Origin of the sequence: Herbaspirillum sp. C7C8, from assembly GCF_022627875.1 — a bacterium.
Classification (GTDB): Bacteria; Pseudomonadota; Gammaproteobacteria; order Burkholderiales; family Burkholderiaceae_D; genus Herbaspirillum.
In genome coordinates this window covers 20,681-47,638 of the sequence record NZ_JABXGG010000003.1, presented here as the reverse complement: position 1 = coordinate 47,638, position 26,958 = coordinate 20,681, and the positions used below count along the sequence as shown (strand labels likewise).

The following is a 26,958-nucleotide window of genomic DNA, read 5'->3' as shown; positions in this document are numbered from 1 at the left end:
GACGAGGACGCATTTATGGCACGCAAGCGAGCAGCGGGATACGACAACCAGCGCGAGACCATCATCGAACAGGCGGCTGCCTTGTTCGCGCGCAATGGTTTCGTGGGCACATCGATGAATGAGGTGGCGCTGGCGTGCGGGCTGTCCAAGGCATCGCTGTATCACTACTTTGCCGACAAGCACCAGTTGCTCATGCACATCTGCGAGGACCACATCGATCGCCTGTGTGCGCTGGTGGAGGAAGTCGCGCAGCAGGATCTGTTGCCGGAACCACGACTGCGCCTGCTGATCCAGCGCTTCGTGGAGGAATACCGCGATGCGCAGAACGAGCATCGGGTGCTGACCGAGGACGTGCGTTTCCTGGAGCCGGGTGACCAGAAGCGCATCCTCAACGGCGAGCGCAAGGTGGTCAAGGCGGTGGCCGACGCCATGTGCGCGGTGCGCCCGGAACTGGACCGCAGCCGCATGGCCAAGCCGCTGGCCATGCTGTTGTTCGGCATGATCAACTGGATGTTCATGTGGTTGAAACCGGATGGTGAACTGACCCATGAGCGCATGGCCGTGGTCGTGTCGGATCTGTTGTTTGGCGGAATCGGCGCCGTGAGCCTGGACGGCGCCGGAAAGAAGAAACGATGACGTGAGCCCTTGATCGGTAGCGTCATTGCAGGCACGCAGCACCACAATGACAAAATCATCAAGGAGACCTCCATGCAGTTTGCTCGCCCTTTGCTGGCGCTGGCCCTGGCCGGCTGCGCCCTCGCCGCACATGCTGACATCAACGTCGGCGTCACCGTATCGACCACCGGCCCGGCTGCCTCGCTGGGCATTCCCGAAAAGAACACCATCGCACTGCTGCCCACCACGATGGGCGGGCAGAAGATCAACTACATCGTCCTCGACGATGCCTCCGATACCACGCAGGCGGTCAAGAACGCGCGCCGCTTCGTCTCGGAAAACAATGTGGACGTGATCATCGGTTCGTCGGTGAGCCCGAACTCGATCTCGATGATCGAAGTCGCCGCCGAAGCGCAGACCCCGATGATCTCCCTGGCTGCCGCCGCGCGCATCGTCGAGCCCATGGATGCCAAGAAGAAGTGGGTCTTCAAGACTCCGCAGAACGACATCATGATGTCGCTGGCGATTGCCCGCGACATGGTGGCGCGTGGCTATCAGCGCATCGCCTTCATCGGTTATTCCAACGCCTATGGCGAAGGCTGGTACGAGGAATTCAAGAAAGCGGCCGGTCTCAAGAAGCTGGAGCTGGTGGCCAATGAGCGCTTCGCGCCCAACGATACCTCGGCCACCGCGCAAGCCCTGAAGCTGGTGGCGGCCAAGCCGGATGCCATCCTCATCGCCGCTTCGGGCACACCGGCGGTGGTGCCGCAACGTGCGTTGAAGGAGCGTGGCTTCAAGGGCCAGATCTACCAGACGCACGGCGTGGCCAATGCCGACTTCCTGCGCGTGGGCGGCAAGATGCTCGACGGCACCCTGCTGCCGGCCGGTCCGGTGCTGGTGGCGGCGCAACTGCCGGCCTCCAACCCCATCCGCAAGGTGGCCCTGGACTACACCGCGAAATACGAAGCGGAACATGGCAAGCACAGTGTCTCGCTCTTCGGCGGCTATGCCTGGGATGCCGGCGTGCTGCTGCAGTCGGCCATTCCGGTGGCCCTGAAGCGCGCCAAGCCGGGCACGCCGGAATTCCGCGCGGCCCTGCGTGATGCGCTGGAAGCCACCAAGGAAGTCACTGGCGTGCACGGCGTCTACAACATGACCGCCACCGATCACCTGGGGCTGGACCAGCGTGCTTCGGTGATGGTCAAGATCGTGGATGGCGCCTGGCAGTATCAGCCCTGATCGGCGTGGCCCCGGCCTGATCCCATTTTCCAACACGCTGCGGGTGCGTCCTCGTCCGCAGCGTGTCGTCCTACCCGCTCACAGGAGTCTTCGATGACCACCCGTCCCCCTTTGCTACAGAGTTTCATCGCCGGTCGCTGGTTCGGCCAGAGCCCGTCCCAGGCGCTGCACAGCGCGGTCAATGGCCAGTCCGTGGCCAGTACGCATCAGGAATCCATCGATTTCGGCGAAGCGCTGGACCATGCCCGCCGTCAGGGCCTGCCTGCGCTGATGCGCCTGGACTTCCAGCAACGTGCGGCGATCCTCAAGGCGCTGGCCAAGTATCTGGTCGAGCACAAGGAAACCCTGTACGCCATCTCGGCCCACACCGGCGCCACCCGCACCGACAGCTGGATCGACATCGAAGGCGGCAGCGGCACGCTGTTCACCTATGCCAGCATCGGCACCAATGAATTCCCGTCCTCCAACCTGGTCCATGAAGGCCCGGCCATGTCGCTGGGCAAGCAGGGACGCTTTGCCGGTACCCACATCCTGGTGCCGCGCGGCGGCGTGGCGGTGCACATCAATGCCTTCAACTTCCCGGTCTGGGGCATGCTGGAAAAATTCGCCCCGACCTTCCTGGCCGGCATGCCCTGCATCGTCAAGCCGGCCACCGCCACCAGCTATCTGGCCGAAGCAGCCGTGCGCCTGATCCAGCAGTCGGGCCTGCTGCCCGAAGGCAGCCTGCAACTGGTCATCGGCAGCACCGGTGATCTGCTTGATCGCCTGCAGGCGCAGGATGTGGTGACCTTCACCGGCTCGGCCGACACGGCCGCCCGGCTGCGCGCCCATCCCAATCTGATTGCCAACTCCATCCCCTTCAATGCCGAAGCCGACTCGCTGAACTGCGCCATCCTCGGTCCCGACGTCAACGTCGACGATGAAGAATTCGATCTCTTCGTCAAGGAAGTGGCGCGCGAGATGACCACCAAGGCCGGCCAGAAATGCACCGCGATCCGCCGTGCCATCGTGCCACGCCAACACTTGGATGCAATTTCGGAAAAACTCGCCGCGCGCCTGTCGAAAACCGTGATCGGTGACCCGGCGCTGGAGTCGGTGCGCATGGGGCCGCTCGCTTCGCATGCGCAACAGCGCGATGTGGAAGAGCGCGTGGCCTTGCTCAAACAAAGTGCAGAAGTGATCCTGGGCGCCGGCAGCCACTTCCAGCCGCAAGGCGAGGGCGTGCGCGAGGGTGCGTTCTTCGCCCCGACCCTGCTGCTGGCGCGCGATACCTCCGCAGGCAGCCCGGTGCATGAAGTGGAAGCCTTCGGTCCGGTCAGTACGCTCATGTCCTATGACGATCTGGACGAAGCCCTGGCGCTGGCCGCACGCGGACGCGGCAGTCTGGTGGCCAGCCTGGTCACGCGCAGTCCTCCCGTGGCGGCACGGGCCATCCCGGTGGCGGCAGCGTGGCACGGTCGCCTGCTGATCCTCGATCGCGAAGCCGCACCGGAATCCACCGGCCACGGTTCGCCCTTGCCGCAGCTCAAGCATGGCGGTCCCGGACGCGCCGGGGGCGGCGAGGAACTGGGTGGTTCGCGCGCCGTGAAGCACTACCTGCAACGCAGTGCCGTACAGGGTTCGCCCACCATGCTGGCGGCCGTCGCAGGCGAACACGTGCGTGGTGCGCAGGTGCGCGAGTCGGGCATTCACCCCTTCCGCCACTACTTCGAGGATCTGCAGATCGGCGATTCGCTCACCACCCATCGCCGCACCGTCACCGAAGCCGACATCGTCAATTTCGGATGCCTTTCGGGCGACCATTTCTACATGCACTTTGACGACGTCGCGGCACGCCAGTCGCCCTTCGGCAAACGCATTGCGCATGGTTACTTCGTGCTGTCGGCGGCGGCCGGGCTGTTTGTCTCGCCGGCACCCGGTCCGGTGCTGGCCAACTACGGGCTGGACACGCTGCGCTTCGTCAAACCGGTGGGCATCGGCGACACCCTCTCGGCGCGCCTGACCTGCAAGCGCAAGATCGACCGCAACAAGAAGGACGCCAATGGTCAGGGCCAGGGCGTGGTGGCCTGGGATGTGGAGGTGAGCAACCAGGAAGGTGAACTGGTGGCGTCCTACGACATCCTGACCCTGGTAGCCAAGAGACCGGCGGCCTGAGCCTCCCGGTTTTTTGCAAAAAGCTTCATGTCCTGTCCGGTAATCCGCGCCACACACAAGATAGCAGCCCCAAAGGTTCATCTCTGACAAGAACCGGGCCACTCCGGCCAGTCGCAGCCCGATCTGCGGCGGCCGGCCACAACAGGAGGAGACAAGTGGATTCGAGCATTCTGACCGTGCTGATCCAGGACGGCATCACGACCGGCGCCATCTATGCGCTGCTGTCGCTGGCGCTGGTGCTGGTGTTTTCAGTGACACGGGTAATTTTCCTGCCGCAGGGCGAGTTCGTCGCCTTCGGCGCCTTGACGCTGGCCGCCATCCAGAACGGCCAGGCCCCCGGTACCGCATTGCTGCTGCTGGCGCTGGGTACGGTGACGCTGGCGGTCGAGGCCGGCACCGCGTTGCGCCTGGCGGCCACGCGTAGTCGCTTGCTGCGCCGCCTGCCACTGCTGCTGGCCACCCAGATCGGACTGCCGCTGGTGCTCTGCGGCATCACGCATTACCTGGATCTGCAGGCGCTGGCCATGCCCTGGCAGATCCTGCTCACGCTCCTGATCGTGGTGCCGATGGGACCGATGATCTATCGCCTAGCCTACCAGCCGCTGGCGCATTCCAGCGTGCTGGTCTTGCTGATCGTCTCGCTGGGCGTGCACCTGGCCATGGTCGGTCTGGGCTTGCTGATGTTCGGTCCCGAGGGGACCAACACCCGACCCTTCACCGAGATGCAGTTCAGTCTGGGGGACAGCCCGGTCTCCGGCCAGAGCGTGATCGTGCTGGTGACGGTGGCCGCGCTGATCGCCGTGATCTACGTCTTCTTCGAACGCACCTTGACCGGCAAGGCCCTGCGCGCCACCGCCGTCAATCGTCTCGGTGCGCGACTGGTGGGGGTGGGCATCAACCAGGCGGGCCGCTTGTCCTTTGCGATGTCGGCGGGCATCGGGGCGCTGTGTGGCATCCTGATTGCGCCCTTTACCATCGTCAACTACGAGTCCGGTTTCATCATCGCGCTCAAGGGCTTTGTCGGCGCCATCTTCGGCGGGCTGGCGAGTTATCCGATTGCGGCGCTGGGCTCGGTATCGGTCGGACTGATCGAGAGTTTTTCGTCCTTCTGGGCCAGTGCCTTCAAGGAGCTGATCGTTTTCACGGTCATCATCCCCATCCTGCTGTGGCGTTCGCTGACCAGCCACCACATCGACGAAGAAGCCTGAGGACCCCGTCATGACCGCATTCACATCGCATCGCGCCGCGTGGCCGGCGCTGTTCTTCGCCATCGTGCTGGTGTTGCCGCTACTGGGCCTGCCTCCCTTCTGGGTGACGCTGATGTCCTACGTCGGCCTGTATGCCATCGTTGCACTGGGACTGGTCTTGCTCACTGGCGTGGCCGGGCTGATCTCGTTCGGACAGGCGGCCTTCGTCGGCATCGGTGCCTACACCACGGCCTATCTCACCACACAGTTCGGACTCTCGCCCTGGATCGGGCTGCTGGCCGGCATCGGCCTGACCGCGCTGTCGGCCTTCCTGATCGGCATGCTCACCATGCGCATCTCCGGGCATTACCTGCCTCTGTCGACGATTGCCTGGGGCCTGTCGCTGTACTACCTGTTCGGCAACCTGGAGATGCTGGGCAAGCATGACGGCATCAACGGCATCCCGCCCATTGCCGTGGGCCAGTTCACCTTCGGCAACGGCGCATCGATGTATCTGCTGATCTGGGTGGTGCTGATCCTGGCGCTGGTGTCGGTGGTCAACTTTCTCGATTCACGCGCGGGCCGGGCGGTGCGGGCGCTCAAGTTCGGTACCGTGATGCCGGAAGCAATGGGGGTGGATACGGCGCGGCTGAAGATTGTCATCTTCGTCTATGCGGCGGTGCTGGCAGGCATTTCCGGATGGCTCTACGCGCATCTGCAACAGGCGGTCAATCCCACGCCCTTTGGCTTGAAATACGGCATCGACTATCTGCTCATGGTCGTGGTCGGCGGGGCCGGCCATGTGTGGGGGGCCATTCTTGGTGCGGGGCTGCTGGCAGTGTTGAGCAACTTCCTGCAGGAGTGGTTGCCGGGTGTGTTGGGCACAGGCGGAAATTTCGAAGCCATCGTCTTCGGCATCGCACTGGTGATCTTCCTGCAGTTCGCCAATGAGGGCTTGTGGCCGCGTCTGCAGGCGCGCTTCGGGCGTCGCCTGCCGCACCGGTTGCCGGCCGACGCTGCGCCGCTGGCGCAGATTCCCAAGCCGGGGCGGGGTGACGTGATCCTGGAGGTGGAGGCCGCGCGCAAGCAGTTCGGTGGACTGGTGGCGGTCAATGATGTGAGCTTCTCGGTGAAGGCCGGAGAAATCGTTGGCCTGATCGGACCGAACGGTGCGGGCAAGTCGACCACCTTCAATCTGGTCACCGGTGTGCTCTCGATCACCAGTGGCAAACTCAATTATCGCGGACAGTCGCTGGCGGGATTGTCCTCGCGCGAGATTTCCAGCCGAGGCATTGCGCGCACCTTCCAGCATGTGCGGCTGGTACCGGGCATGAGCGTGCTCGAGAACGCTGCCATGGGCGCCTTCCGCCGTGGCCAGTTCGCACCCCAGCGCGGCATCCTGGCCAGTCTGGCGCGGGCCAATCGCAAGGAGGAGGCGCGCATTCTGAGCGAGGCGCGACGTCAGCTGGAACGCGTGGGTCTGGGTGAACTGATCGACCGGCCTGCGGGCAGCCTGGCGCTGGGCCAGCAGCGCATCCTGGAGATTGCCCGTGCGCTGTGCTGTGATCCGGCGTTGCTGTTGCTCGATGAACCAGCGGCCGGTTTGCGGCTCAAGGAGAAGCAAGCGCTGGCCGCCTTGCTGGACAAGCTGCGTGGCGAGGGCATGGCGGTGCTGCTGGTGGAGCACGACATGGACTTCGTGATGCAGTTGACCGACCACATCGTGGTCATGGAATTCGGCACCAAGATTGCCGAAGGCACGCCGGCGCAGATCCAGGTGCACCCGGCGGTGCTGGAAGCTTATCTCGGAGGAGCCCAATGATGACTGCAGCGACCATGATGAACCCCGCCAGCGTGGCACCGGAGGTGCGCGCTACGACCGCGCCGGTGTTGCTGGAAGTCAGTGCACTCTCGGCGCGTTATGGCAAGGTGCCGGCGCTGACCGGGGCGGCGCTGACGCTGCGGGCCGGACAGATCGTCACCGTCATCGGCCCCAATGGCGCGGGCAAGTCGACCCTGCTCAATGCCATGATGGGCGCCTTGCCCGGCGGGGCTGCTGCCAGTGGGCGGATTGCCTTCCAGGGCGAGGATGTAAGCCAGATGGAAGTGGAAGAGCGCGTCGCACGTGGCCTGTCGCTGGTGCCGGAAAAGCGTGAATTGTTTACGTCCATGAGCGTGGAAGACAATCTGCTGCTGGGGGCGTACAAGCGGCGGCGCAATGGTGAGTCGGGATATCTGGATCAGCAGGAATTTGTCTATGCCTTGTTTCCGCGCTTGAAGGAGCGGCGCAAGCAGGCGGCCGGGACGCTCTCCGGTGGCGAGCGCCAGATGCTGGCGGTGGGGCGCGCCTTGATGGCCAAGCCGCAGGTGCTGATGCTGGATGAACCCAGCCTGGGGCTGGCACCATTGATCACCAAGGAAATCCTGTCCATCATCAGCCAGTTGCGCAGCACCGGCGTGGCCACCTTGTTGGTCGAGCAGAATGCGCGGGCGGCCTTGCAGGTGGCCGATTACGGGTATGTCCTGGAGATGGGGGAGATGGTCTGCGAGGGACCGGCGGGGGTGCTGGCGGCGGACAAGAAGATTGTGGAAAGTTATCTGGGGGTGGCGCGGCATTGAGCGCGGATCATTCAGGCAACCGGTACGTTCATGAGCGGTCTCATTTCATGTTTTCTTTCCAGCGTGATGGCGCGCTGGTGATGTTGCCACTTCGCGCTTCGCAGCAACAAGGGGTTCCCTCATTGATAGTCAGAGTTCGGCGAGCAGTTCCCAGGTGATGGCCTCGCGTTCGATCGCGCGCAGCAGCAAGCTGTCAGGCGCTTTGCGATGGTGGAGATCGAATGCGTGACTGCGTGGCAGCTGGAAGTAAAGCTCTGATATGCAGCCCTTTTGCCAGCCTCGTTCAGTCAGGCAGAAGATCGCATATTCCGTGGCCTGCTCGCGATGCTCGCCGGAAGAAAGGTACCACTCGATGCAGTCATCTTCATCGAGCTTGGCGGCGTAGTTGCGTAGCTTGGGAATTTTTTTGTCGGCAAGTTTTCTGGTCTGCCAGCTCTCGGGATCGCAACCCCACTTCAATTCGCTCCCGTAGGCTTCTACGTACGCCTCAAACAATTCAATGATTGCTTGGCGTTTCTCCGGTGTATGGCCGCCCCAGAAATAAAGAGAGACGGTCAGTCCGACGCTAGTGATGATTCGGTCATCATCCACATATTGAAAATCCGGAAGCAGGGCTTCGATTTTCTCCAAACCGTATTTCATCAGTGTTTATCCTCTTCGTCTTTTTGATTCGCATTGGCCGTTCTTGTACCGGCTACGGGTACGACTAACGCCGCAGCGGCAGCACCTGCTGCCTAAAGAGGAAGGGCGGCGATGGCAATGGCACCCACCAGAATCGTACCGCCGACCACTGCGGCACCTTTGAGATAGTCGGCAAGCGGGATACCTTCTTCTTGTGATGCGATGGGGCCGTGGCGCGGCTTGACCGGTTGTGGAGGCGGTATGGGAGCAGGCAGAGGTGGCTTCCGGCTATACCAGTGATCTTTTGCCTTGCGCTCCTGTTTCATTGGTGTGGTGACCGGGGCAGGTATGGGGTCTTGCACAGGTGCAGATGTATCGCGTTGACAATCGCACTCTGCGATCGCGAGCAAGCGAAACTTCTTTGGATCGCCTGCTATCGTTTGATAGGCGCTCCTTTGCGTTCTGCGCAGTTTGTCGCCTTCAAACTTGATCTCCAGCACCCGGCCTCTCGGCCCCTGGTGTGTTCCTGATCGCCCCACTGGGCGGGAGGATGGCGAGATACCTTCTCCCATCAGAGATCCTCGCAACGCTGATCCTGCACATGGTAGGGATCAGCGCCGCCCATCGGTTTGGGACGCGCAATCACTTGCAGCGGCAGGGGCGAATCAGTCCAGACCACATCGGTGCGGCCTTCGGCATCGGTCTCGCCTTCCACTATCCGGCCATCACCTGTTTTGATCAGATAGGGAACGCCTGCCAGCAATTCTCCAGTGGTGTTGTTGCGCAGGACGAAGTGCTCCTGGAAGCGCGGTGCCTGGCGGGGAACGTGTTGTTCCGGTGGCGCGTTGGTGCTTCTGTCGTCGTCTGGCGAGCCCAGCCAGCGTGATTGTTGTGCCGCGAGTAGAGGATTGCGCCGCAGTCGGTGACGTCCTGGTCATAGACTACCGGCTGGCCGTTATCCATGATCGTCGGGAAGCGACTGCTGATGATGGTCGCCACGCGCTTGGCGACCTCTCGCACTCACAGATTGAATGTGAACAGGCCCTAGCCCGCCGTGCGAGCTGCGGTCGCCCATGACGATGAAACCGATGATTGCCATGCCGAACTCCTGATCCTTGTCAAAGCGACCGAGGCTAGCAAGATCGCTTTGGCGAGATAAGACGGACCATGGGGCAATTCGGGAAAGTTGGCGATAATGCGTTGCGGATCTCGAAAGTTTTTGAGTTCCGGTAGGCCGCAGTCATGCGAGACCGCACATGAAAAACGGGCGCCCCGTGGCGCCCTGGCAAGTCGGTTGCATCAGATCAGTCGGCAGTCTGCAAGGTCTTGTCTGCTCTGTCCCGCTGCTGCAACAAGGCATACACTCCCATCGATGCCACGAAGGTCAGCGGTGCCGACAGTGACAGCCAGAACCCCGCCATCTCCATCAGCACGAAACCCAGCACGACACCGCAGAACCAGGCACCCAGCCCGACTCGGTTGATACCCGCTGCGCCATCGGTAGCGGTGCCATGGTCGCCCGCGGTGAGAATGTGCGCCAGTGCCACCCCGACCCATGCCACCACGAACACACCCTGATAGGCCAGCGCCTTGAGCAGATAGGAAAACACGTCGGCCAGCATCAGCGCATACACCACGATACCCACCACCACCGCCCATACCAGGCGCGACGCGTGCAGGCCCAGCAGGTTGCCGAAGAAGGCCTGCATGTTGACCGTGGCGAGATAGTAGTTGGCGGTGTTGATGCGCGTCTGCGTGACCCAGACGAAGAGCAATCCCCAGAATCCCATGAGCTTGAGAATGGCCATCACCACCGACACTTCAGACAGCGGACCATCTTGCGGAATGCTGCTTGCCAGGTAGATGCCGGCTGCGCCATTGAGCAGGATGGTGACCAGGTAGAAGGGCATGCCGAAATTGAAGCGGCCGTGATACGTCGCATCTTCCGGCTTGCCGAAGCGGGCATAGTCGAAGGTGAACATCATCAGTACCCACACGCCCATGTAGTACGTGAAGCAGCTCCACCAGCCATCGGCCGGCGGTGCGGCCGGGCCGAAGTCCAGCCACTGCGGCTGGTAGCCGTACTGGCTCACCGCCAGCACCAGCGCCATCAGCAGGCCCAGCAGGTAGAACGGCAGCAGCACGCCGTTGAACTTGTCCAGCCAGTGCTGCACGCTGCCGAAGACCAGCGGCACGCTGTAGAGCACCACGATGAGCGCGGCCACCGGATAGAGCAGCGACGGGTAGAGATGATGCAGGGCCACCGCGATCACCGAGCCCTCGAAGACGGCGTAATAGATCGCGGTGGAAAAGAAGATCAGCGTGGCCAGCGAGGCGCCCAGCCGTCCGAACAGGATGCGCGAAAACAAGGCCACCGACAGGCCGGTGCGCATGGCATAGCGGCTGATGCAGGCATTGATGAGCCCGTAGCTGATGACCGAGAGCACCATGCCGATCAGAGCGTTGCGGGCGCCATAGGTCAGCGCCAGCGAAGCTCCCACGACGATGTAGAAGATGGCGCTACAGACGGCCCACCAGGCCATCGTCAGCGAGAGTTTGCCCATGCGCGCACTGGCGGGAACGCTGTGGGTGGAGAGGTCGATTTCCTTGTTCTGCGTTTGTGATAAGCCGGCCATGTCAGTTTCTCCTGAGACGTTGAAGCGATATTCAATGAGGCGGATGAGAGGCGAGAGCGAAAAACGAAAGCGAAAAACCGAAACGAAATACAAACGGATTTGCGTATGCAAAACTCGCTGGCAAAGCCGTTCCCATCCCGGGGCGGCGACTGCGCGCCGGACCGGGGCGGGATCAAACGGAGGAATGCGCGGCGGTGACGGTCTCAGTTGCCCAGGAGACTGCCCAGGCGCTGGAAGCGCTGCTGATACTGGCGCCGGGCCTGCAGTGCCTGGTCCAGCGTCACGCGCACGAACTGCGCCTTGTGGTTGGGTTGCAGTTGCCCGATCAGGTCGAGGTCGGCGCTGATGACGGTGCCGATGGTGGCGTAACCGCCGCCGGAAACGGCATCGCGCAACAGCACGATGGGCTCCACGCCACCGGGGATCTGGATCGAACCGATGGGATAGCAGGCATCGACGATGTTGGACGGATCCGACCCCGCGCCGAAGGGCTGTTCACGCGGCCGGAACTGCATGGGCTGACCACCCTTGAAGCGGTAGCCGATGCGGTCCGCTTCCGAGGCCACGGTCCAGGTATCGGCAAAGAAACGCTCCACGGCGTCCTCGGTGAGGCGATGTATATACAGCCCCGGCACCACGCGCAGCGTGGCTTCGCGGTCGAACACCGGCACCAGCGACAGCGGCAGGGCACGGCCTTCGACGGCCTGCGCGGACGCGCGCCCCAGCGGCAGTTCGTCGTCCTTGGCCAGCTTGCGGCCATGCCATCCACCGAGTGCGCCCAGGGCATAGGTGGCGCGGCTTTCCAGCACCAGCGGCACGTCGATGCCACCGGCGATGGCGAGATAGCTGCGCGCGCCGGCCTTGGGATAGTCGAAGCTGAGCACCTGGCCGCAGCGCACCTCGAAGGCGGTATCGAGCGGCCGGTCACTACCATCCACGCGCGGCTGCATGCGGGCACCGGTGACGGCGACCAGCGCATCGCACTGGAACTCCAACTGCGGTCCCATCAGGCTGCATTCCAGGGCCGAGCTGGTGGCGGGGTTGCCCACCAGCAGGTTGGCGCTGCGCAGGGCGTACTGGTCCAGTGCACCGGAGGGCGGGATGCCCAGGTGGTAGTAGCCTTCGCGGCCGCCATCCTGCACCGTGGTGGCCAGGCCGGGCTGTTTCACCTTAATCGTCATGGAGGGCCTCCTTGAGAGCGTGGATGCAGGCCGCCGGATCGGCCTGGAAGGCATCGAGATCGAAACTGGCCGCACGGATGCGCAGGTCGAAGCGGCCGGCCTCGACCGCCGCGACGGCGGCGTCATACCCGGCACGGTCGATGGCCTTGAACTGCACGATGTCACCGGCACGGAAGAACACCATCGAGTCCTGCAGATAGGGCAGGCCCTGCGCCGGATCGTAGATGGGCGCGGGCGTGACGCCGAACATCTGGTAACCGCCAGCGCCGCGCACCGAGTAGATGCAGCCGAAGCAGCCGCCGTGGCCGAGGGTCAGCCTGGGCGTGTCGGTACGGGGACGCAGGTACTTGGGCACCTGCAACTGCTTGTCCTGCCCGACCATCTGGTACATGAAGGGCAGCCCCGCCACGAAACCCACCATGGAGACGAACCAGGGCGTGCCGATGTGGGCCGCGATGAAGGCTTGTACCTCGTCATAGCCATTGATGCGCGCCGCGTATTGCAGGTCGGTGGAGGACGGGTCCTGGTGGCGGTCACGGAAGCGCGCCTGGGTTTCATTGGTCCAGGGATCGTCATACAGCACCGGCACCTCGATGATGCGGGTCTGGATGCGGCGCTCGGCGGTAGTGCTGGCTTCCAGCGCCTTGACCTGTTCCAGCAGGGCCAGCGGATGGATCAGGTCAGGATTGAAGCGGATCTGGAAGGAGGCATTGGCCAGGCAGACATCCAGTACGCCGGGCAGCGCCAGTTGCTCCACGGCGCGCGTGATGGCCATGGCGCGGAAGAAGGCTTCCAGCGACATCGATTCGGATACTTCCGCAAAGAGGTGTTCGTCACCGGCGATGCTGTAGCGGATGGGCGCGCAGGGCTGGGATTGTGGGCTGTTCATCTCAGGCTTCCTCAAGTTGCGCGGTGCGGGCGGCTGCGCGTTCGGCCAGCCAGGTTTCCAGCGCCCCGGTATCGAAGCGCGCCGCCTGCACGCGTGCATCGGCCAGCAGCCACTGATGCAGCGGCAAGGTGGTGGCCATGCCGCTGATCCGCGTGGCGTCTACCGCTGCCTGGGCGCGTTCGATGGCCTGCGCCCTGTCCTTGCCGTGCACCACCAGTTTGGCCAGCAGGGAATCGTAATACGGCGGAATGCGATAGCCGGCATAGAGGTGGCTCTCCACGCGGATGCCTTCGCCTTGCGGCCAGTGCAGGTCCGTCACGGTGCCTGGGCAGGGGAAGAAATTGCGTTCCGGGTCTTCGGCGTTGATGCGCATTTCCACTGCTGCGCCCAGCATGCGGATGTCGGACTGCAGCAAGCCGAGCGGCTCGCCGCCCGCGATGCGCAGCATGGCCTGCACCAGATCGATGCCGGTGATCATTTCGGTGACGGGATGCTCGACCTGGATGCGCGTATTCATCTCGATGAAGAAGAACTCGCCGCTCTCGTCATCGAAGAGATATTCCAGCGTGCCGGCGCCGCGATAGTGCAACTGTTCGGCCAGCCGCACCGCGCTCTCGCAGAGGGCTTGCCGCTGTGCGGACGTGAGGGCGGGCGAGGGCGCTTCTTCGAAGACCTTCTGGCGGCGCCGTTGCAGCGAGCATTCGCGTTCGAACAGGTGTACGGCGCGCTGGCCATCGCCCAGGATCTGCACTTCGATGTGGCGCGCGCTGCGGATGAAGCGCTCCAGGTACACCGCACCTGATCCAAACGCGGCCTGCGCTTCGCTTTGTGCGATGGGGAATTCCCGCGTCAGTTCGGCAGCATCGCGCGCCATGCGGATGCCGCGACCACCGCCGCCGGCCGAGGCCTTGATCAGCAGGGGATAGCCGACCTGTTCCGCACAGCTCAGGGCGGCGGGGAGATCATCGAGTTCACCCGGCGATCCCGGCACCACCGGCACGCCGGCAGAGGCCGCAGTACGGCGCGCTTCGGCCTTGTCGCCCATGCGGCGGATGGTATCGGCCTCCGGTCCCACGAAGATCAGCCCCGCCTCGCTGACCGCTTGCGCGAAGGCGGCGTTCTCGGAGAGAAAGCCATAGCCGGGATGGATGGCATTGGCACCGGTCGCGCGTGCGGCCTGCAGCAGTGCATCGGCGTTGAGATAGCTGCGGTCGGCGCGTGCCGGTCCGATGATCTGGACTTCATCGGCCATGCGCGCGGCCATCGAATCGGTATCGGCCTCGCTGCAGGCGGCCACGGTCGGGATACCCAGCGCTTGCGCGGCGCGCAGGATGCGCACGGCGATCTCGCCGCGATTGGCGATCAGGAGTTTGGTGATGGACGTGCTCATGGTGCCGCCTCAGCCTGCCGTCTCGATCACGGCGACCAGCTGGCCGGGTTCGACCGGATCGCCGTTCTCGACGTGGAAGGCCTGCAGCGTGCCGCCGTGCTCGGCCTGCAATTCCGTAAATTGTTTCATCACTTCGATCAGGCCGATCACGGCACCGGCTTCGATGAGGTCGCCTTCCTGCGCATAGGGTGGGGCCTCAGGGCTGGACCGGCGATAGAAGGTGCCGGGCAAAGGGGAGTGCACTTCTTGGACTGCCATGACTTTTCTCCTTCGTGTGATGAATGGTATGGATCAGCGCGGTGCGGCGATGGCTATTTCGGCGGCTTCGAGGCTCCTGCGCGTGGCCTGCACCATTGCGAGGGCACCGGGTGTATCGCTGTGGATACAGACGGATTCGAAGGCGATGGGAATATCGCGCCCTTCGACCGTGCGCACCACGCCTTCGCGGCAGGCCCGCAGCACCTTGGCCGCCACCTGCGCAGGATCGAGCGCACCAACCCGGCGGGTGAAGACGATGGAGCCGCTGTTGTCGTAATCGCGGTCGGCGTAGAACTCGCAGACCACGGATTGTCCTAGTTCCCGGGCCACGCGCCAGACGGCCGAGCCGTGCATGCAGAACAGAAGCAAGTTCGGGTCCAACTGGCGCAGGGTCTGCACGAAGACGCGTGCGGCCTCTTCATCCCGGGCCAGGTGCATGTAGAGCGCGCCGTGCGGTTTGATGTGTTGCAAGGTCATGCCGTTGAGGCGGGCGAATTCGCGCAGGGCGCCGAGCTGGTAGAGCATGTCGTTGACCAGCTCGGTGGCCGGGGCGTTGAGGTGACGGCGGCCGAAGCCGACCAGATCACGGAAGCCCGGATGCGCACCGATGGCCACGCCGTGTTGCCGCGCCTGTTCCACCGTGCGCCGCATGGTATTGGGATCGCCTGCATGGAAGCCTGTGGCGATGTTGGCTGAACTGATCAGGGGCATGATGGCCGCATCGACGCCATCGCCGATGGTCCAGGGGCCGAAGCCTTCGCCCATGTCCGAATTCAGATCGATTGTTCTCATCTCGTGGTCTCCTGCGCTGCCGGAATCAGCGCGTGAAAATGAGTATAGAAATCGGCCACGGTATTGGACAGATGTATTATCAGAGGGCTTGATATCGAAAAATCCGATAGCTTATGAAGGGCATCAAACATGGCCATCACCCTCCGGCAGATTCGTTATTTCGTTGCTACTGCGGAAGTGGGACAGATTTCGCAGGCGGCAATTCATCTGCACATTTCGCAATCCTCGGTTACCAGCGCCATCCAGGAACTGGAGGCCATGCTGGGCGCCCCGCTGTTCATTCGCTCCCCGCAGGGGATGATCCTCACCGACAGCGGGCGGCATTTTTTGAATCATGCGTATTCGATTCTGCGCAGCGTGGACGATGCGATGAAGAGCCCGCTGCCGGACAATACCGCCAGTGGCAGCTTGCGGGTGGCGGCCAGTTATACGGTGCTGGGATATTTCTTGCCGCACCATTTGCAGCGGTTGTCGCAGTCCTATCCGGGGATCAAGCTGCATGTGCATGAGAAGGAGCGTGCCGAGATCGAGCAGAGTCTGGTGGAGGGCGACATCGACATGGCGGTGGTGCTGACTTCCAACCTGCGCCATCGCGAGATCGCTTACGAGACGCTGTTTGGTTCGGTGCGCCGGCTGTGGCTACCGGCGCGCCATCCGCTGGGGGAGCGCTCGGTGGTGAATCTCTCCGAGGTGGTCCATGAGCCCTTCATCCTGCTGACGGTGGACGAGGCCGACAAGACCGCACTGCGCTACTGGAACCAGAGCGGACGCAAGCCCAACATCATCATGCGCACCAGTTCCATCGAGGCGGTGCGCAGCATGGTGGCCAATGGTTCGGGGGTGGCGATTTTGTCGGACCTGGTGTATCGGCCGTGGTCGCTGGAGGGGTTGCGTATCGAGACCGTGTTGTTGATGGATCACGTGCCGGCCATGAATGTGGGGCTGGCCTGGCGCAAGGGGGTGAAATTTACGCCGGCGATGGAGGCGGTGCGGGAGTATTTCAGGCAGTCGTTTTTGACGCCGCAGTTGAGTAGTGGGAGGAGGTGAGAAAGTGATTCTCATAATTGGAGAATCACTTTCAGTTGAATTGTCCACAGCACTTGTCGTGGACAAGCGAAAATGATTTAGAGAATTTCTTCCTGGGAGGCCACCATCCACACGCGCTTGATCGCAGCCCACATTCGGACTCGGCATCATTGACCGCCGGTATCTTGGAACCGCAATGCAAGGCGCTGTTGATTTGTTTTAGAACTGGCGCACTTTCTCCAAAAATTTCCATTCCAAGTGGACCCATGTTCAGACCACAATCCCGTTCATGACGGCGTGCCGGAGAACGCAGTGATAGAAGTGGCCCTACTTGGAATCATTCATATCTGCGCGCGCCGGCATCAGCCATGAAGTAGTCCACTCATTTTCTAAAGGAAGAGCATGTCCGATACACCTTCATTTTATATGCGTGTCAAGTTGAGCCCGCAGGCGTATGCCGATTACCTGGAAAGCGACGGCGGCCGACCGTCGGATTTCGACGATTGGGTCGAATGGCTGAACACCAAGGGCAACTACGACCCGCAGATCACGCAGGCCCTTGTCAATGAATACAGCGAAGTTGAGCGCGGAGATCGAACGGTCAAGGAATCGCTTGAAGGCTGGTGCGCATCATCGCAGTGCTATGGCCTGACCATGTCGAACTACGATTCCGCAACCGGCATCTGGCAATTCAGCAGCCTTGATTTCTCCTACAGCGTCTATACCCTCTTGGTGAGTCTTCCGTTTTTGAGAAACGTTTGCCGCTACAAGGATACGGCGGACACGGATTATCTATTGATCTACGATTTCATGAATGATTCAACAAACCATTTCGGCATATTTACCCTGGAGCAGGGGCGATCGTCCATTGTAGAAAGCGTGCCCGAGGCCTTCGTTGCCGAAGCCAATGCCCATCTGTCCAAGCAGTATGACCTCTGCATCCGCGCAAACCCGGACTGAGCCTCACGGAAGGCGCCGTATGCGACTCATTCTCCGGCGCCTGTAAGTGTTGTTGGCAAGCTTCACCCCTGCCGCCAATGCGGATGCTCCCTGACCCAAGGCAGCAAAAAAAATCCCCGTATTCACGAGGATTTAAGTTCTTGGCGATTTCTGCAACGTGATGAAATTGCTTGAAACAGCTAAGTTGAATCAGACATTGAACAAGAAATTCATCACATCCCCATCCTTGACCACATACTCCTTGCCTTCCGCACGCATCTTGCCCGCTTCCTTGGCACCCGCCTCACCCTTGAAGGCAATGAAGTCCTCAAAGGCAATGGTCTGCGCACGAATGAAGCCGCGCTCGAAGTCGGTGTGGATCACGCCAGCCGCCTGCGGGCCAGTGGCGCCTACCGGAATCGTCCAGGCGCGTACTTCCTTTACGCCCGCCGTGAAGTAGGTCTGCAGGCCCAGCAGCTTGAAGGCCGCACGGATCAGACGGTCCAGGCCCGGCTCTTCCATGCCCATGTCGGCCAGGAAGTCGGCCTTGTCGGCGTCGTCGAGATCGGCGATCTCGGCTTCGATGGCCGCGCAGATGGCTACGATGGGGGCGTTCTGTTCCTGGGCGTAGGCGGTCAGCTGGTCCAGCAGCGGGTTGTCGGTGAAACCGCTGTCGGACACGTTGGCCACATACATCGCCGGCTTGGCCGTGATCAGGCACAAGGGCTTGATCAGCAGCATCTCTTCGGCATCCAGACCCAGCGCGCGCACCGGCTTGGCTTCGTCCAGCGCCGGCATGATGCGCTCCAGCAGCGCCACCAGCTTGGCCGCATCCTTGTCGCCGGAACGGGCCTTCTTCTGTTCGCGGTGGATGGCCTTCTCGACCGTGCCCATGTCGGCCAGCGCCAGTTCGGTCTGGATCACGGCGATATCGTCCAGCGGGCTCACGCGACCGGCTACGTGGATCACGTTCGGGTCTTCAAAGCAACGCACCACGTTGACAATGGCATCGGTCTCGCGAATGTGCGACAGGAACTGGTTGCCCAAACCTTCACCCTTGGAGGCACCCGCCACCAGGCCCGCAATGTCCACGAATTCCACCGTGGCCGGCAGGATGCGCTCGGGCTTGACGATCTCGGCCAGCGCCTTCAGACGCGGATCTGGCACTTCCACGATGCCGACATTGGGCTCGATGGTGCAGAACGGATAGTTCTCGGCGGCGATGCCCGCCTTGGTCAGCGCATTGAAAAGAGTGGATTTACCGACGTTGGGCAGACCCACGATGCCGCATTTGAGGCTCATGACAGATTCTTCCGAAAGCAAAACCGACATTGTAGCAAGCCCGACGCCCCAAGCCCCAGCTTTGCAACGCAGCATCGAAGCGCACGTACGCGCTGTGGTATCCGGCCATCACTGGTAACATGCGAGTCTTGATTCGCATCTCGGAAATTGTCTGCAATGCACCATTCCGTTGCAGATGTACCACGCAATAAGAATTTTTTTGCCGGTGCAATATTTAAATGACTCATTCGTCATCTAGTTGGTTGTCGGAAAGTGTCCCTATTTGTAGTGAACATGCCTGTAACTTGTAAAGAACAGGCGTTTTCAGCGCCCGTGATTTACAGGCTGTATTGCCTTCTTGAAAGCGATTTGTAAAATTTGCTCTACAATGTCGGTTTTCCCAAATCCTCAAAGAATCCCCTTGCCTCCCGTGCCCAACATCGTCGAAATCCGCGATCTGCATTTCCGTTATGGCGACCGGCCCATCCTGACCGGTTTGCAGATGGACTTCCCGCGCGGCAAGGTGGTGGCGGTGATGGGCGGTTCCGGATCCGGCAAGACCACCATCCTGCGCCTGATCGGCGGGCAGTTGCAGCCTCAGCAGGGCAGGGTGGAAGTGGATGGCGAGAACGTGCCCTCACTGGCGACCCGGCAGTTGTATGTGCTGCGCCGCAAGATGGGCATGCTGTTCCAGAACGGCGCGCTCTTTACCGACATGACGGTGTTCGACAACGTGGCCTTCCCGTTGCGCGAGCATACCGACCTGGATGAAACGCTCATCCGCGACCTGGTTCTCATGAAGTTGAACGCCGTGGGCCTGCGCAATGCCGCCGCCCTCAAGCCGGCCGAGATCTCCGGCGGCATGGCGCGCCGTGTGGCGCTGGCACGGGCCATCGCTCTGGACCCGGCGCTGATCATGTATGACGAACCCTTCGCCGGGCTCGATCCGATTTCCATGGGCGTGACGGCCAACCTGATCCGCCGCCTCAACGATGCCCTGGGGTCGACCTCGATCCTGGTGTCGCACGATGTCAATGAATCCTTTGCCATTGCCGACTATGTGTATTTCCTGTCGGCCGGCAAGATCGTGGCCCAGGGAACGCCGCAACAGATGCGTGAATCCACCGATCCCTATGTGAAGCAATTTGTCCACGCCGAGGCCGATGGTCCGGTGCCCTTCCATTATCCGGGCCGTTCGCTGGCCGAGGACCTGGGCCTGGGAGGTGGCGCATGATCGTCCGTCTGCTCGGCGGTCTGGGCCGCAGCGTGCGCGAGTTCGCAGTCGGCGTGGGTTTTGCCGCGCGCATGTTCATCAACATGCTGGGGGCCTCGCTGGGCCTGCTGCGCCGTCCGCGCTTGATTACCGACCAGATCCACTTCATCGGCAACTATTCGCTGGTGATCATTACGGTGTCGGGCCTGTTCGTGGGGTTCGTGCTGGGTCTGCAGGGGTATTACACGCTCAATAAATATGGTTCGGAGCAGGCCTTGGGTCTGCTGGTGGCCTTGTCGCTGACCCGTGAGCTGGGCCCGGTGGTCACGGCCCTGCTCTTCGCCGGGCGCGCCGGGACCTCGCTGACCGCCGAAATCGGTCTGATGAAGGCCGGTGAACAGTTGTCGGCCATGGAAATGATGGCCGTGAACCCGCTGCAACGCGTGGTGGCGCCCCGTTTCTGGGCCGGCGTGATCGCCATGCCGGTGCTGGCGGCCATCTTCAGCGCCGTCGGTGTGCTGGGGGGCTATGTGGTCGGCGTGCTGCTCATCGGTGTGGATGAGGGCGCGTTCTGGTCGCAGATGCAGGGCGGGGTGGATGTGTGGAACGATATCGCCAATGGCGTGTTGAAGAGCATCGTCTTCGGCGTGGCCGTGACCTTCGTGGCATTGTTCCAGGGATATGAAGCCCAGCCTACGCCCGAAGGCGTGGCCCGCGCCACCACCCGGACCGTGGTGATCGCCTCGCTCACCGTACTGGGCCTGGATTTCCTGCTGACTGCACTGATGTTCAGCTGAGCGGCCGCAGTACTTGGACTGGCGCCCGGTGAGGGCACAATGATGTGAATAAAAGGGTAGAAAAAGGGTTGAATATGCAACGTAAATCTCTGGATGCCTGGGTAGGAATCTTCGTGCTGGCCGGTGTGGCGGCACTGGCGTTCCTGGCGCTCAAGGTGGGCAACATGAGCTCGATGTCCTTTGGCCAGAAGACCTATGCCCTCAAGGCCAATTTTGACAACATCGGCGGCCTCAAGTCGCGTGCGGCCGTCAAGAGTGCCGGCGTGGTGGTGGGCCGGGTGGACTCGATCCGTTTCGATGACCAGACCTTCCGTGCCGTGGTCACGCTGAACATGGACGAGGGCTACAAATTCCCCAAGGACAGCTCGGCCAAGATCCTGACCTCGGGCCTGTTGGGTGAACAATACATCGGCATCGAGCCGGGCGGCGATACTGCTAACCTGGCTGCGGGCGATACGATTAAGATGACACAATCCGCGATCGTGCTGGAAAACCTGATCGGTCAGTTCCTGTACAGCAAGGCGGCAGAGGGAAAGGATGATTCCAAATGAATCAAATGAATAAAAAAACCATCAGCACCGCTTATGCAGGCCGCCTCGGCGCCTTCGCCCTTGCTGCCGCCGCCCTGACCGGCTGTGCCAGCACCAGCAACAATCCCAAGGATCCGCTGGAAGGCTTCAACCGCACCATGTTCAGCTTCAACGACACGGTCGACAAGGTGGCCCTGAAGCCGGCTGCGCAAGCCTACGACACCGTGGTGCCGACGCCGGTCCAGCGCGGCGTGGGCAACTTCTTCGGCAACATCGGGGATGTCTGGTCGTCCATCAACCAGCTGCTGCAGGGTCGCATCGAGCAGGGGGTCTCGACCTTCATGCGTGTGGCCATCAACACGACCTTCGGTCTGGGTGGCGTGCTGGACGTGGCGACCGAAGCGCGTCTGCCGCGTGAGAAGTCCGATTTCGGCCAGACCCTGGGCAAGTGGGGCGTCGGCTCCGGTCCCTACGTGGTGCTGCCGTTCTTCGGTCCCTCCACGCTGCGCGACACCGCCGGCATGCCGGTGGACCTGTACGGCGACCTGTGGACCTACAAGCGTCCGACCCGCTGGCGCAATGTCGGTGCGGTGGTCCGCATCGTCGACCGTCGCGCCCAACTGCTGGATGCCTCGACCCTGCTGGAAGATGCCGCACTGGACAAGTATGACTTCGTGCGCGATGCCTACCTGCAACGCCGCCAGAGCCAAATCAACGGTGCCTCCGGTGGCAGTGAGCAGAAGGAAGAAACCATCAAGCCCTGATGGCCCGGATCGCCTCGCGGGTGTAACCTCCGGGGCGCCCGCAGGGGCGCTTTGGTCTTGAAATGTGGCCGAACTGCCCAATCTGCGCTTTCCGTGCAGTCTCCCCTCAGGGCAATCTGTAACATCCGTGCCGAACTGTGACGGCGCGGGAACCCCGCTCCCGGGCGGGTTTCGAAGGACAACGCCAGCTGCCGTCGGCGCGCCTTACAGCGCGACGCCACCGGGCAGCCCCGGCGCCTTCTGCCGACTCGAATGGAAAACCGACTTATGAAGATGCTTACCAAACTTTTCGCCATCGCCGCCTTTGCCGTTCCGGCGCTGTCCTTCTCCGGCGCCGCATCAGCCCAGGAGGCCCCGGATGCGCTGGTCAAGCGCATCAGTTCCGAAGTTCTGGATACTGCCAGGAACGACAAGGACATCCAGGCCGGCAACAACGCCCGCATCATGCAGCTGGTGGAGCAGAAGATCCTGCCCTACGTGGATTTCGAGCGCATGACCCAACTGGCCGCCGGCCGCTACTGGCGCCAGGCGACGCCTGAGCAGCAAAAGCAGCTGATCACCCAGTTCCGTAGCCTGCTGGTGTTCACCTATGCCGGCGCGCTGTCGCAGGTGCGCGACCAGAAGATCGAATTCAAGCCGCTGCGCGCTGCGCCGACCGATACCGAAGTGGAAGTGAACTCGCAGGTCATCTCCTCGCGCGGTGGCGAGCCGATCCAGCTGAGCTATCGCCTGGAAAAGAAGGCCGACGGCTGGAAGCTGTATGACGTCAACGTGCTGGGCGCCTGGCTGGTGGAAGCCTATCGCGGTACCTTCTCCAGCGAGATCAACAAGGGCGGCATCGACGGGCTGATCAAGGCCCTGACGGACAAGAACCAGCAACTGGCCGCACGCGGCAAGAAGTAATCTCCGTCACTGCTGACCGACCCTCGACCACTGACCCCTGATCCGAAAGAGCGCATCATGTTCAAGCCCGGCGCCTCGTTGACCTTCACCAATGCCAGCTCGGTGTTGCGCCAGGGCCTGTCGGCCATCGCCGCCGGCCAGGCCAGCATCGACGTCAGCGAGGTGGTCGTGGTCGATTCCTCGGCGGTGGCGACCCTGCTGGCCTGGCGGCGCGCTGCAGCCGGTCGTGGTGCGGCACTGGAGTTCGGGGTCTTGCCCGCCAATTTGCAAAGCCTGGCCGACCTCTACGGTGTGACCGCCTTGCTGCAAGGCGCCAGCGCGCCGACTTCCGCGACTGATCGACATCACTGATCGCGCTCTCCCCAGTCGTCCGGGCTCCCGGACGCCGGGAAGCCCGTCCGGGGCGGCCCCGAATATCGAATTCCCCTATAATCGAAGGTTTTGCAGGCGCGTCGGCAGCCTGGGCCGCGGATAAGCTTTCCGCCCAGGCAATCTCCTGCCTGTCGGCAATGCCGACGGCAACACCGAAACACTGCGCTATTTTTCATGGCACAACGACAAGATGGCTGCGACAGCCTGCCTCCCCAGCGGAGAGCATGGCGCAGCCAGGGCGAGGTGGACAGCGGATTCCCCGGTGGAACTCCTGGCTCCTTATTTCTTTCTGGCAAGTAACGTATTGAACGGGCGAGGCAATGGCCGCTCTCCAAATCACAGACATCAAGAAGCGCTACCAGTCCCTGCAGGCGCTGGGTGGCGTATCCCTGGCGATCGAAGAAGGTGAATTCTTCGGTCTGCTCGGTCCCAACGGGGCCGGCAAGACCACGCTCATTTCCATCATTGCCGGCTTGAACCGGGCCGATTCGGGCTCGGTCACCATTCACGGGCATGACGTGGTGAGCGACTATCGCGGCGCCCGCATGAACCTGGGCGTGGTGCCGCAGGAGCTGGTCTTCGATCCCTTCTTCACCGTGCGCGAGACCTTGCGCATGCAGTCCGGCTATTTCGGTCTGACCAACAACGACAAGTGGATCGACGAGGTCATGGAAAACCTCGACCTCACCAACAAGGCTGATACCAACATGCGCGCGCTGTCCGGCGGCATGAAGCGGCGCGTGCTGGTGGCCCAGGCGCTGGTGCACAAGCCACCCGTGATCGTGCTGGACGAACCGACCGCCGGGGTGGATGTGGAATTGCGCCAGACCCTGTGGCAGTTCATCGGACGCCTGAACCGCGAAGGGCATACCATCGTGCTGACCACGCACTATCTGGAAGAAGCCCAGGCCTTGTGCAATCGCATCGCCATGTTGAAGTTCGGCCGTGTGGTGGCGCTGGATTCGACCGAGGCCCTGATTCGCCGCATCTCCGGTTCGCAGATGCTGTTGCGCTTGAAGCGCGGCAGCCTGCCCGATGGCTTGAAGGCACTGGTCACCCATCCGGAAGAGCTGTTGTCGGGCAATAAATTCACGCTGCGCGTGACGGACTACAAGGAAGTCGAACCCATCCTGGCCACGCTGCGCGCCTCGGGCGCGGAGATCGACGATCTGCAGTTGCAGCAGGCCGACCTGGAAGACGTCTTCATCCAGATCATGGGAGATGAAAAATGATTGGTTTCCGTACCCTGTTCTACAAGGAAATCCTGCGTTTCTGGAAGGTGGCCACCCAGACCATCACCGCGCCCATCGTCACGGCCCTGCTGTACCTGCTGATCTTCGGCCACGTACTGCAGGATCGCGTACAGGTTTATCCGGGCGTGAACTACACCGGTTTCCTGGTCCCGGGCCTGGTGATGATGAGCGTGTTGCAGAATGCCTTTGCCAATAGCTCTTCTTCGCTGATCCAGTCCAAGATCACCGGCAACCTGGTGTTCGTGCTGCTGACGCCGCTGTCGCACTGGGAACTGTTTGGCGGCTACGTACTGGCGGCCGTGGTGCGCGGTCTGATGGTGGGCGCGGGCGTGTTCGTGGTCACTGTCTGGTTCGGCCACCTGGACTTCGTGGCGCCGCTGTGGATCCTGATGTTCGCCCTGCTGGGAGCGGGCATCCTGGGCACCATGGGGTTGATCGCCGGTATCTGGGCCGAGAAGTTCGACCAGTTGGCTGCGTTCCAGAATTTCCTGATCGTGCCGCTGACCTTCCTGGCCGGCGTGTTCTATTCGATACACTCGCTGCCTCCGTTCTGGCAGGCGGTATCGCATTTCAACCCGTTTTTTTATATGATCGACGGCTTTCGTTATGGCTTCTTCGGCCAGTCCGACATTCCCCCCATGACCAGCCTCGGTATCGTCGCCGTGTTCTTCGTGGCGCTGTCTACCCTGGCCGTGCGCATGCTCAAGAGCGGCTACAAGCTGCGGGCAGGTTCGCATTGAACACCCTGCGCCCCGCCATCTCCCCCATTCCCGTGAAGAGCCTCAACATGCTACCCACACCTGAACTCGTCAAAAGCTACATCGCCGCCGGCCTGGAGTGCCAGCACCTAGAAGTGGAGGGCGATGGTCAGCACTTCACCGCCGTTATCGTCGCCGAGGCGTTTGCCGGCAAGCGCCTGATCCAGCGTCACCAGCTGGTCTATGCCGCGCTGGGTGACCGCATGCGCGAAGAAATTCACGCGCTGTCGATGAAGACCCTGACTCCCGAAGAATTCCAGAAATAAGGCAACACGATGGACAAGCTTTTGATCCGTGGCGGCAAGCGCCTCTCCGGTGACCTCACCATTTCCGGTGCCAAGAATGCCGCGCTGCCTATCTTGTGCGCGGGCCTGCTGACCGATGGCGACCTGGTGCTTTCCAATGTGCCCCACCTGCAGGATGTCTCCACCATCACCAGGCTGATGACGCAGATGGGCTTGCGCGTACGCGAGAACGGCGAGCAGCTGGTCTTGAACGGCAATGACATCACCCGCCCCGAAGCGCCCTATGAGCTGGTCAAGACCATGCGTGCCTCGATCCTGGTGCTGGGCCCCTTGCTGGCGCGCTTCGGCCAGGCCAAGGTGTCGCTGCCCGGCGGTTGTGCCATTGGTTCACGTCCGGTCGACCAGCACATCAAGGGACTGCAGGCGATGGGCGCGGAAATTCATATCGAGGCCGGATACATCCATGCCAAGGCCAAGCGCCTGAAAGGGGCGCGCATCGTCACCGACATGATCACCGTGACCGGTACCGAGAACCTCTTGATGGCTGCCGCCCTGGCCGATGGCGAGACCGTGCTGGAAAACGCTGCGCGCGAACCTGAAGTGGGTGACCTGGCCAATCTGTTGGTGAAGATGGGCGCGAAGATCGAGGGCATCGGCACGGATCGCCTGGTGATCCAGGGTGTGGATAAGCTGCACGGTGCCGAGCATGAGGTCATCGCCGACCGCATCGAGACCGGCACCTTCCTGTGCGCCGTTGCGGCCACCGGTGGCGACGTTACCCTGCACCGTACCCGTGCCGGCCTGCTCGATGCCGCGCTGGACAAGCTGCGCGAAGCCGGTGCCATCCTCACTTCGGGCGAGGACTGGATCCGTATCCAGATGGCGCGCCGTCCCAAGGCGGTGAGCTTCCGTACGACTGAATATCCGGGCTTCCCGACCGACATGCAGGCGCAGTTCATGGCCTTGAACTGCCTGGCGGAAGGCACCAGCCACGTTACCGAGACCATCTTCGAGAACCGTTTCATGCACGTGCAGGAATTGAATCGCCTGGGCGCGGCCATCGATGTGGAGGGCAATACCGCCATCGTCACCGGGGTCGAGAAATTCCTCGGCGCCCCCGTGATGGCGACCGACCTGCGCGCCTCGGCCTCGCTGGTCATTGCCGGCCTGGCGGCGCAGGGCGAGACGGTGGTGGAGCGCATTTATCACCTCGACCGTGGCTATGACCGCATGGAAGCCAAGCTGTCGGCCATCGGCGCCGATATCGAGCGCATCAAGCAAGTTTGACGGATTCCA

General features: G+C 62.2%; 28 protein-coding genes. 18 read left to right on the top strand and 10 right to left on the bottom strand.

Annotation, left to right across the window (positions count from 1 at the left end; translation table 11 throughout):
• The first annotated feature begins 15 nt into the window (after positions 1-15).
• The 6 genes from HWE01_RS04725 (at position 16) to HWE01_RS04700 (ending at position 7,814) form a co-directional block, all read left to right on the top strand.
• Positions 16-636 carry a TetR/AcrR family transcriptional regulator gene (locus HWE01_RS04725; RefSeq protein ID WP_008332569.1) on the top strand — a complete coding sequence of 207 codons (621 nt, stop codon included), beginning with the start codon at positions 16-18 and terminating at the stop codon, positions 634-636.
• A 72-nt stretch (positions 637-708) separates the two neighbouring features.
• The gene (locus HWE01_RS04720; RefSeq protein ID WP_008332568.1) at positions 709-1,854 is read left to right on the top strand and encodes an ABC transporter substrate-binding protein; all 1,146 of its coding nucleotides are present in this window, start codon (positions 709-711) and stop codon (positions 1,852-1,854) included.
• Positions 1,855-1,947: 93 nt separating this feature from the next.
• A complete protein-coding gene (gene paaZ, locus HWE01_RS04715; protein ID WP_241821192.1) occupies positions 1,948-4,008 on the top strand; it encodes a phenylacetic acid degradation bifunctional protein PaaZ in 2,061 nt (686 codons plus the stop codon).
• A 155-nt stretch (positions 4,009-4,163) separates the two neighbouring features.
• The gene (locus HWE01_RS04710; RefSeq protein ID WP_241821191.1) at positions 4,164-5,216 is read left to right on the top strand and encodes a branched-chain amino acid ABC transporter permease; all 1,053 of its coding nucleotides are present in this window, start codon (positions 4,164-4,166) and stop codon (positions 5,214-5,216) included.
• A gap of 10 nt (positions 5,217-5,226) precedes the next feature.
• Complete coding sequence (locus tag HWE01_RS04705) at positions 5,227-7,017, top strand: branched-chain amino acid ABC transporter ATP-binding protein/permease (protein WP_008332561.1); 1,791 nt, start codon at positions 5,227-5,229, stop codon at positions 7,015-7,017.
• A complete protein-coding gene (locus tag HWE01_RS04700; RefSeq protein WP_488927836.1) occupies positions 7,017-7,814 on the top strand; it encodes an ABC transporter ATP-binding protein in 798 nt (265 codons plus the stop codon). The genes HWE01_RS04705 and HWE01_RS04700 overlap by 1 nt, the downstream gene beginning before the upstream one ends.
• Positions 7,815-7,943: 129 nt before the next feature.
• Here the strand turns inward: HWE01_RS04700 and HWE01_RS04695 are convergent, their stop codons facing one another.
• The 9 genes from HWE01_RS04695 to HWE01_RS04655 form a co-directional block, all read right to left on the bottom strand.
• Positions 7,944-8,456, bottom strand: coding sequence for a type VI immunity family protein (locus tag HWE01_RS04695; protein ID WP_241821189.1), 513 nt, complete (start codon positions 8,454-8,456; stop codon positions 7,944-7,946).
• A gap of 92 nt (positions 8,457-8,548) precedes the next feature.
• A complete protein-coding gene (locus HWE01_RS04690; protein ID WP_241821188.1) occupies positions 8,549-8,935 on the bottom strand; it encodes a VRR-NUC domain-containing protein in 387 nt (128 codons plus the stop codon).
• 71 nt (positions 8,936-9,006) lie between these two features.
• A complete protein-coding gene (locus HWE01_RS04685; protein WP_241821187.1) occupies positions 9,007-9,150 on the bottom strand; it encodes a hypothetical protein in 144 nt (47 codons plus the stop codon).
• A gap of 589 nt (positions 9,151-9,739) precedes the next feature.
• A complete protein-coding gene (locus HWE01_RS04680) occupies positions 9,740-11,071 on the bottom strand; it encodes a purine-cytosine permease family protein (protein WP_241821186.1) in 1,332 nt (443 codons plus the stop codon).
• A 203-nt stretch (positions 11,072-11,274) separates the two neighbouring features.
• Entirely contained in the window at positions 11,275-12,252 is a 978-nt protein-coding gene (locus HWE01_RS04675; protein ID WP_241821185.1) for a 5-oxoprolinase subunit C family protein, read from the bottom strand.
• Positions 12,242-13,141 carry a 5-oxoprolinase subunit B family protein gene (locus tag HWE01_RS04670; RefSeq protein ID WP_241821184.1) on the bottom strand — a complete coding sequence of 300 codons (900 nt, stop codon included), beginning with the start codon at positions 13,139-13,141 and terminating at the stop codon, positions 12,242-12,244. Before HWE01_RS04670 ends, HWE01_RS04675 begins: the two co-directional genes overlap by 11 nt.
• A gap of 1 nt (position 13,142) precedes the next feature.
• Positions 13,143-14,531: an acetyl-CoA carboxylase biotin carboxylase subunit gene (locus HWE01_RS04665; protein WP_241821183.1), complete on the bottom strand. Its 1,389-nt coding sequence runs from the start codon at positions 14,529-14,531 to the stop codon at positions 13,143-13,145.
• 9 nt (positions 14,532-14,540) lie between these two features.
• A complete protein-coding gene (locus tag HWE01_RS04660; RefSeq protein WP_008332510.1) occupies positions 14,541-14,789 on the bottom strand; it encodes an acetyl-CoA carboxylase in 249 nt (82 codons plus the stop codon).
• Positions 14,790-14,822: 33 nt separating this feature from the next.
• Entirely contained in the window at positions 14,823-15,581 is a 759-nt protein-coding gene (locus tag HWE01_RS04655) for a 5-oxoprolinase subunit PxpA (RefSeq protein ID WP_241821182.1), read from the bottom strand.
• 129 nt (positions 15,582-15,710) lie between these two features.
• On the opposite strand from HWE01_RS04655, the gene HWE01_RS04650 reads away from it, so the two are divergent.
• Positions 15,711-16,628, top strand: a complete 918-nt coding sequence (locus HWE01_RS04650) for a LysR family transcriptional regulator (RefSeq protein ID WP_008332496.1) — start codon at positions 15,711-15,713, stop codon at positions 16,626-16,628.
• A 381-nt stretch (positions 16,629-17,009) separates the two neighbouring features.
• On the top strand, positions 17,010-17,567 hold the full coding sequence (locus HWE01_RS04645) for a hypothetical protein (RefSeq protein WP_241821181.1): 558 nt from the start codon (positions 17,010-17,012) through the stop codon (positions 17,565-17,567).
• A 189-nt stretch (positions 17,568-17,756) separates the two neighbouring features.
• Here HWE01_RS04645 and ychF read toward each other — a convergent pair whose 3' ends face one another.
• Positions 17,757-18,848, bottom strand: coding sequence for a redox-regulated ATPase YchF (ychF, locus tag HWE01_RS04640; RefSeq protein ID WP_241821180.1), 1,092 nt, complete (start codon positions 18,846-18,848; stop codon positions 17,757-17,759).
• Between the two features lie 409 nt (positions 18,849-19,257).
• Here ychF and HWE01_RS04635 point away from each other — a divergent pair, with 409 nt between their 5' ends.
• The 10 genes from HWE01_RS04635 to murA all read left to right on the top strand — a co-directional run bounded on the left by HWE01_RS04635 (position 19,258) and on the right by murA (position 26,949).
• Positions 19,258-20,061, top strand: a complete 804-nt coding sequence (locus tag HWE01_RS04635) for an ABC transporter ATP-binding protein (RefSeq protein WP_008332484.1) — start codon at positions 19,258-19,260, stop codon at positions 20,059-20,061.
• A complete protein-coding gene (gene mlaE / locus HWE01_RS04630) occupies positions 20,058-20,837 on the top strand; it encodes a lipid asymmetry maintenance ABC transporter permease subunit MlaE (RefSeq protein WP_008332483.1) in 780 nt (259 codons plus the stop codon). The genes HWE01_RS04635 and mlaE overlap by 4 nt, the downstream gene beginning before the upstream one ends.
• A gap of 74 nt (positions 20,838-20,911) precedes the next feature.
• Positions 20,912-21,388 (top strand): outer membrane lipid asymmetry maintenance protein MlaD, encoded by a 477-nt coding sequence (mlaD, locus tag HWE01_RS04625; RefSeq protein WP_034351105.1) that lies wholly within the window; start codon positions 20,912-20,914, stop codon positions 21,386-21,388.
• A 5-nt stretch (positions 21,389-21,393) separates the two neighbouring features.
• Complete coding sequence (locus tag HWE01_RS04620) at positions 21,394-22,131, top strand: MlaA family lipoprotein (RefSeq protein ID WP_034351103.1); 738 nt, start codon at positions 21,394-21,396, stop codon at positions 22,129-22,131.
• A gap of 267 nt (positions 22,132-22,398) precedes the next feature.
• Positions 22,399-23,034: an MlaC/ttg2D family ABC transporter substrate-binding protein gene (locus HWE01_RS04615; protein WP_008332480.1), complete on the top strand. Its 636-nt coding sequence runs from the start codon at positions 22,399-22,401 to the stop codon at positions 23,032-23,034.
• Positions 23,035-23,091: 57 nt separating this feature from the next.
• A complete protein-coding gene (locus HWE01_RS04610; RefSeq protein WP_008332479.1) occupies positions 23,092-23,385 on the top strand; it encodes an STAS domain-containing protein in 294 nt (97 codons plus the stop codon).
• Between the two features lie 341 nt (positions 23,386-23,726).
• Positions 23,727-24,638 carry an ABC transporter ATP-binding protein gene (locus tag HWE01_RS04605; protein ID WP_008332478.1) on the top strand — a complete coding sequence of 304 codons (912 nt, stop codon included), beginning with the start codon at positions 23,727-23,729 and terminating at the stop codon, positions 24,636-24,638.
• Complete coding sequence (locus HWE01_RS04600) at positions 24,635-25,399, top strand: ABC transporter permease (RefSeq protein ID WP_175344810.1); 765 nt, start codon at positions 24,635-24,637, stop codon at positions 25,397-25,399. The genes HWE01_RS04605 and HWE01_RS04600 overlap by 4 nt, the downstream gene beginning before the upstream one ends.
• A gap of 47 nt (positions 25,400-25,446) precedes the next feature.
• Positions 25,447-25,683: a BolA family protein gene (locus tag HWE01_RS04595; RefSeq protein ID WP_008332475.1), complete on the top strand. Its 237-nt coding sequence runs from the start codon at positions 25,447-25,449 to the stop codon at positions 25,681-25,683.
• Positions 25,684-25,692: 9 nt separating this feature from the next.
• Entirely contained in the window at positions 25,693-26,949 is a 1,257-nt protein-coding gene (gene murA / locus HWE01_RS04590) for a UDP-N-acetylglucosamine 1-carboxyvinyltransferase (RefSeq protein ID WP_008332469.1), read from the top strand.
• The last annotated feature ends 9 nt before the right edge of the window (positions 26,950-26,958 follow it).

What these genes read in the sequence shown, in the direction of transcription:
- HWE01_RS04725 (WP_008332569.1), top strand. Translation starts at nt 16, where the DNA reads ATGGCACGCAAGCGAGCAGCGGGATACGACAACCAGCGCGAGACCATC.
- HWE01_RS04720 (WP_008332568.1), top strand. Translation starts at nt 709, where the DNA reads ATGCAGTTTGCTCGCCCTTTGCTGGCGCTGGCCCTGGCCGGCTGCGCC.
- paaZ (WP_241821192.1), top strand. Translation starts at nt 1,948, where the DNA reads ATGACCACCCGTCCCCCTTTGCTACAGAGTTTCATCGCCGGTCGCTGG.
- HWE01_RS04705 (WP_008332561.1), top strand. Translation starts at nt 5,227, where the DNA reads ATGACCGCATTCACATCGCATCGCGCCGCGTGGCCGGCGCTGTTCTTC.
- HWE01_RS04700 (WP_488927836.1), top strand. Translation starts at nt 7,017, where the DNA reads ATGACTGCAGCGACCATGATGAACCCCGCCAGCGTGGCACCGGAGGTG.
- HWE01_RS04695 (WP_241821189.1), bottom strand. Translation starts at nt 8,456, where the DNA reads ATGAAATACGGTTTGGAGAAAATCGAAGCCCTGCTTCCGGATTTTCAA.
- HWE01_RS04680 (WP_241821186.1), bottom strand. Translation starts at nt 11,071, where the DNA reads ATGGCCGGCTTATCACAAACGCAGAACAAGGAAATCGACCTCTCCACC.
- HWE01_RS04675 (WP_241821185.1), bottom strand. Translation starts at nt 12,252, where the DNA reads ATGACGATTAAGGTGAAACAGCCCGGCCTGGCCACCACGGTGCAGGAT.
- HWE01_RS04670 (WP_241821184.1), bottom strand. Translation starts at nt 13,141, where the DNA reads ATGAACAGCCCACAATCCCAGCCCTGCGCGCCCATCCGCTACAGCATC.
- HWE01_RS04665 (WP_241821183.1), bottom strand. Translation starts at nt 14,531, where the DNA reads ATGAGCACGTCCATCACCAAACTCCTGATCGCCAATCGCGGCGAGATC.
- HWE01_RS04660 (WP_008332510.1), bottom strand. Translation starts at nt 14,789, where the DNA reads ATGGCAGTCCAAGAAGTGCACTCCCCTTTGCCCGGCACCTTCTATCGC.
- HWE01_RS04655 (WP_241821182.1), bottom strand. Translation starts at nt 15,581, where the DNA reads ATGAGAACAATCGATCTGAATTCGGACATGGGCGAAGGCTTCGGCCCC.
- HWE01_RS04650 (WP_008332496.1), top strand. Translation starts at nt 15,711, where the DNA reads ATGGCCATCACCCTCCGGCAGATTCGTTATTTCGTTGCTACTGCGGAA.
- HWE01_RS04645 (WP_241821181.1), top strand. Translation starts at nt 17,010, where the DNA reads ATGTCCGATACACCTTCATTTTATATGCGTGTCAAGTTGAGCCCGCAG.
- ychF (WP_241821180.1), bottom strand. Translation starts at nt 18,848, where the DNA reads ATGAGCCTCAAATGCGGCATCGTGGGTCTGCCCAACGTCGGTAAATCC.
- mlaE (WP_008332483.1), top strand. Translation starts at nt 20,058, where the DNA reads ATGATCGTCCGTCTGCTCGGCGGTCTGGGCCGCAGCGTGCGCGAGTTC.
- mlaD (WP_034351105.1), top strand. Translation starts at nt 20,912, where the DNA reads ATGCAACGTAAATCTCTGGATGCCTGGGTAGGAATCTTCGTGCTGGCC.
- HWE01_RS04620 (WP_034351103.1), top strand. Translation starts at nt 21,394, where the DNA reads ATGAATAAAAAAACCATCAGCACCGCTTATGCAGGCCGCCTCGGCGCC.
- HWE01_RS04615 (WP_008332480.1), top strand. Translation starts at nt 22,399, where the DNA reads ATGAAGATGCTTACCAAACTTTTCGCCATCGCCGCCTTTGCCGTTCCG.
- HWE01_RS04610 (WP_008332479.1), top strand. Translation starts at nt 23,092, where the DNA reads ATGTTCAAGCCCGGCGCCTCGTTGACCTTCACCAATGCCAGCTCGGTG.
- HWE01_RS04605 (WP_008332478.1), top strand. Translation starts at nt 23,727, where the DNA reads ATGGCCGCTCTCCAAATCACAGACATCAAGAAGCGCTACCAGTCCCTG.
- HWE01_RS04600 (WP_175344810.1), top strand. Translation starts at nt 24,635, where the DNA reads ATGATTGGTTTCCGTACCCTGTTCTACAAGGAAATCCTGCGTTTCTGG.
- HWE01_RS04595 (WP_008332475.1), top strand. Translation starts at nt 25,447, where the DNA reads ATGCTACCCACACCTGAACTCGTCAAAAGCTACATCGCCGCCGGCCTG.
- murA (WP_008332469.1), top strand. Translation starts at nt 25,693, where the DNA reads ATGGACAAGCTTTTGATCCGTGGCGGCAAGCGCCTCTCCGGTGACCTC.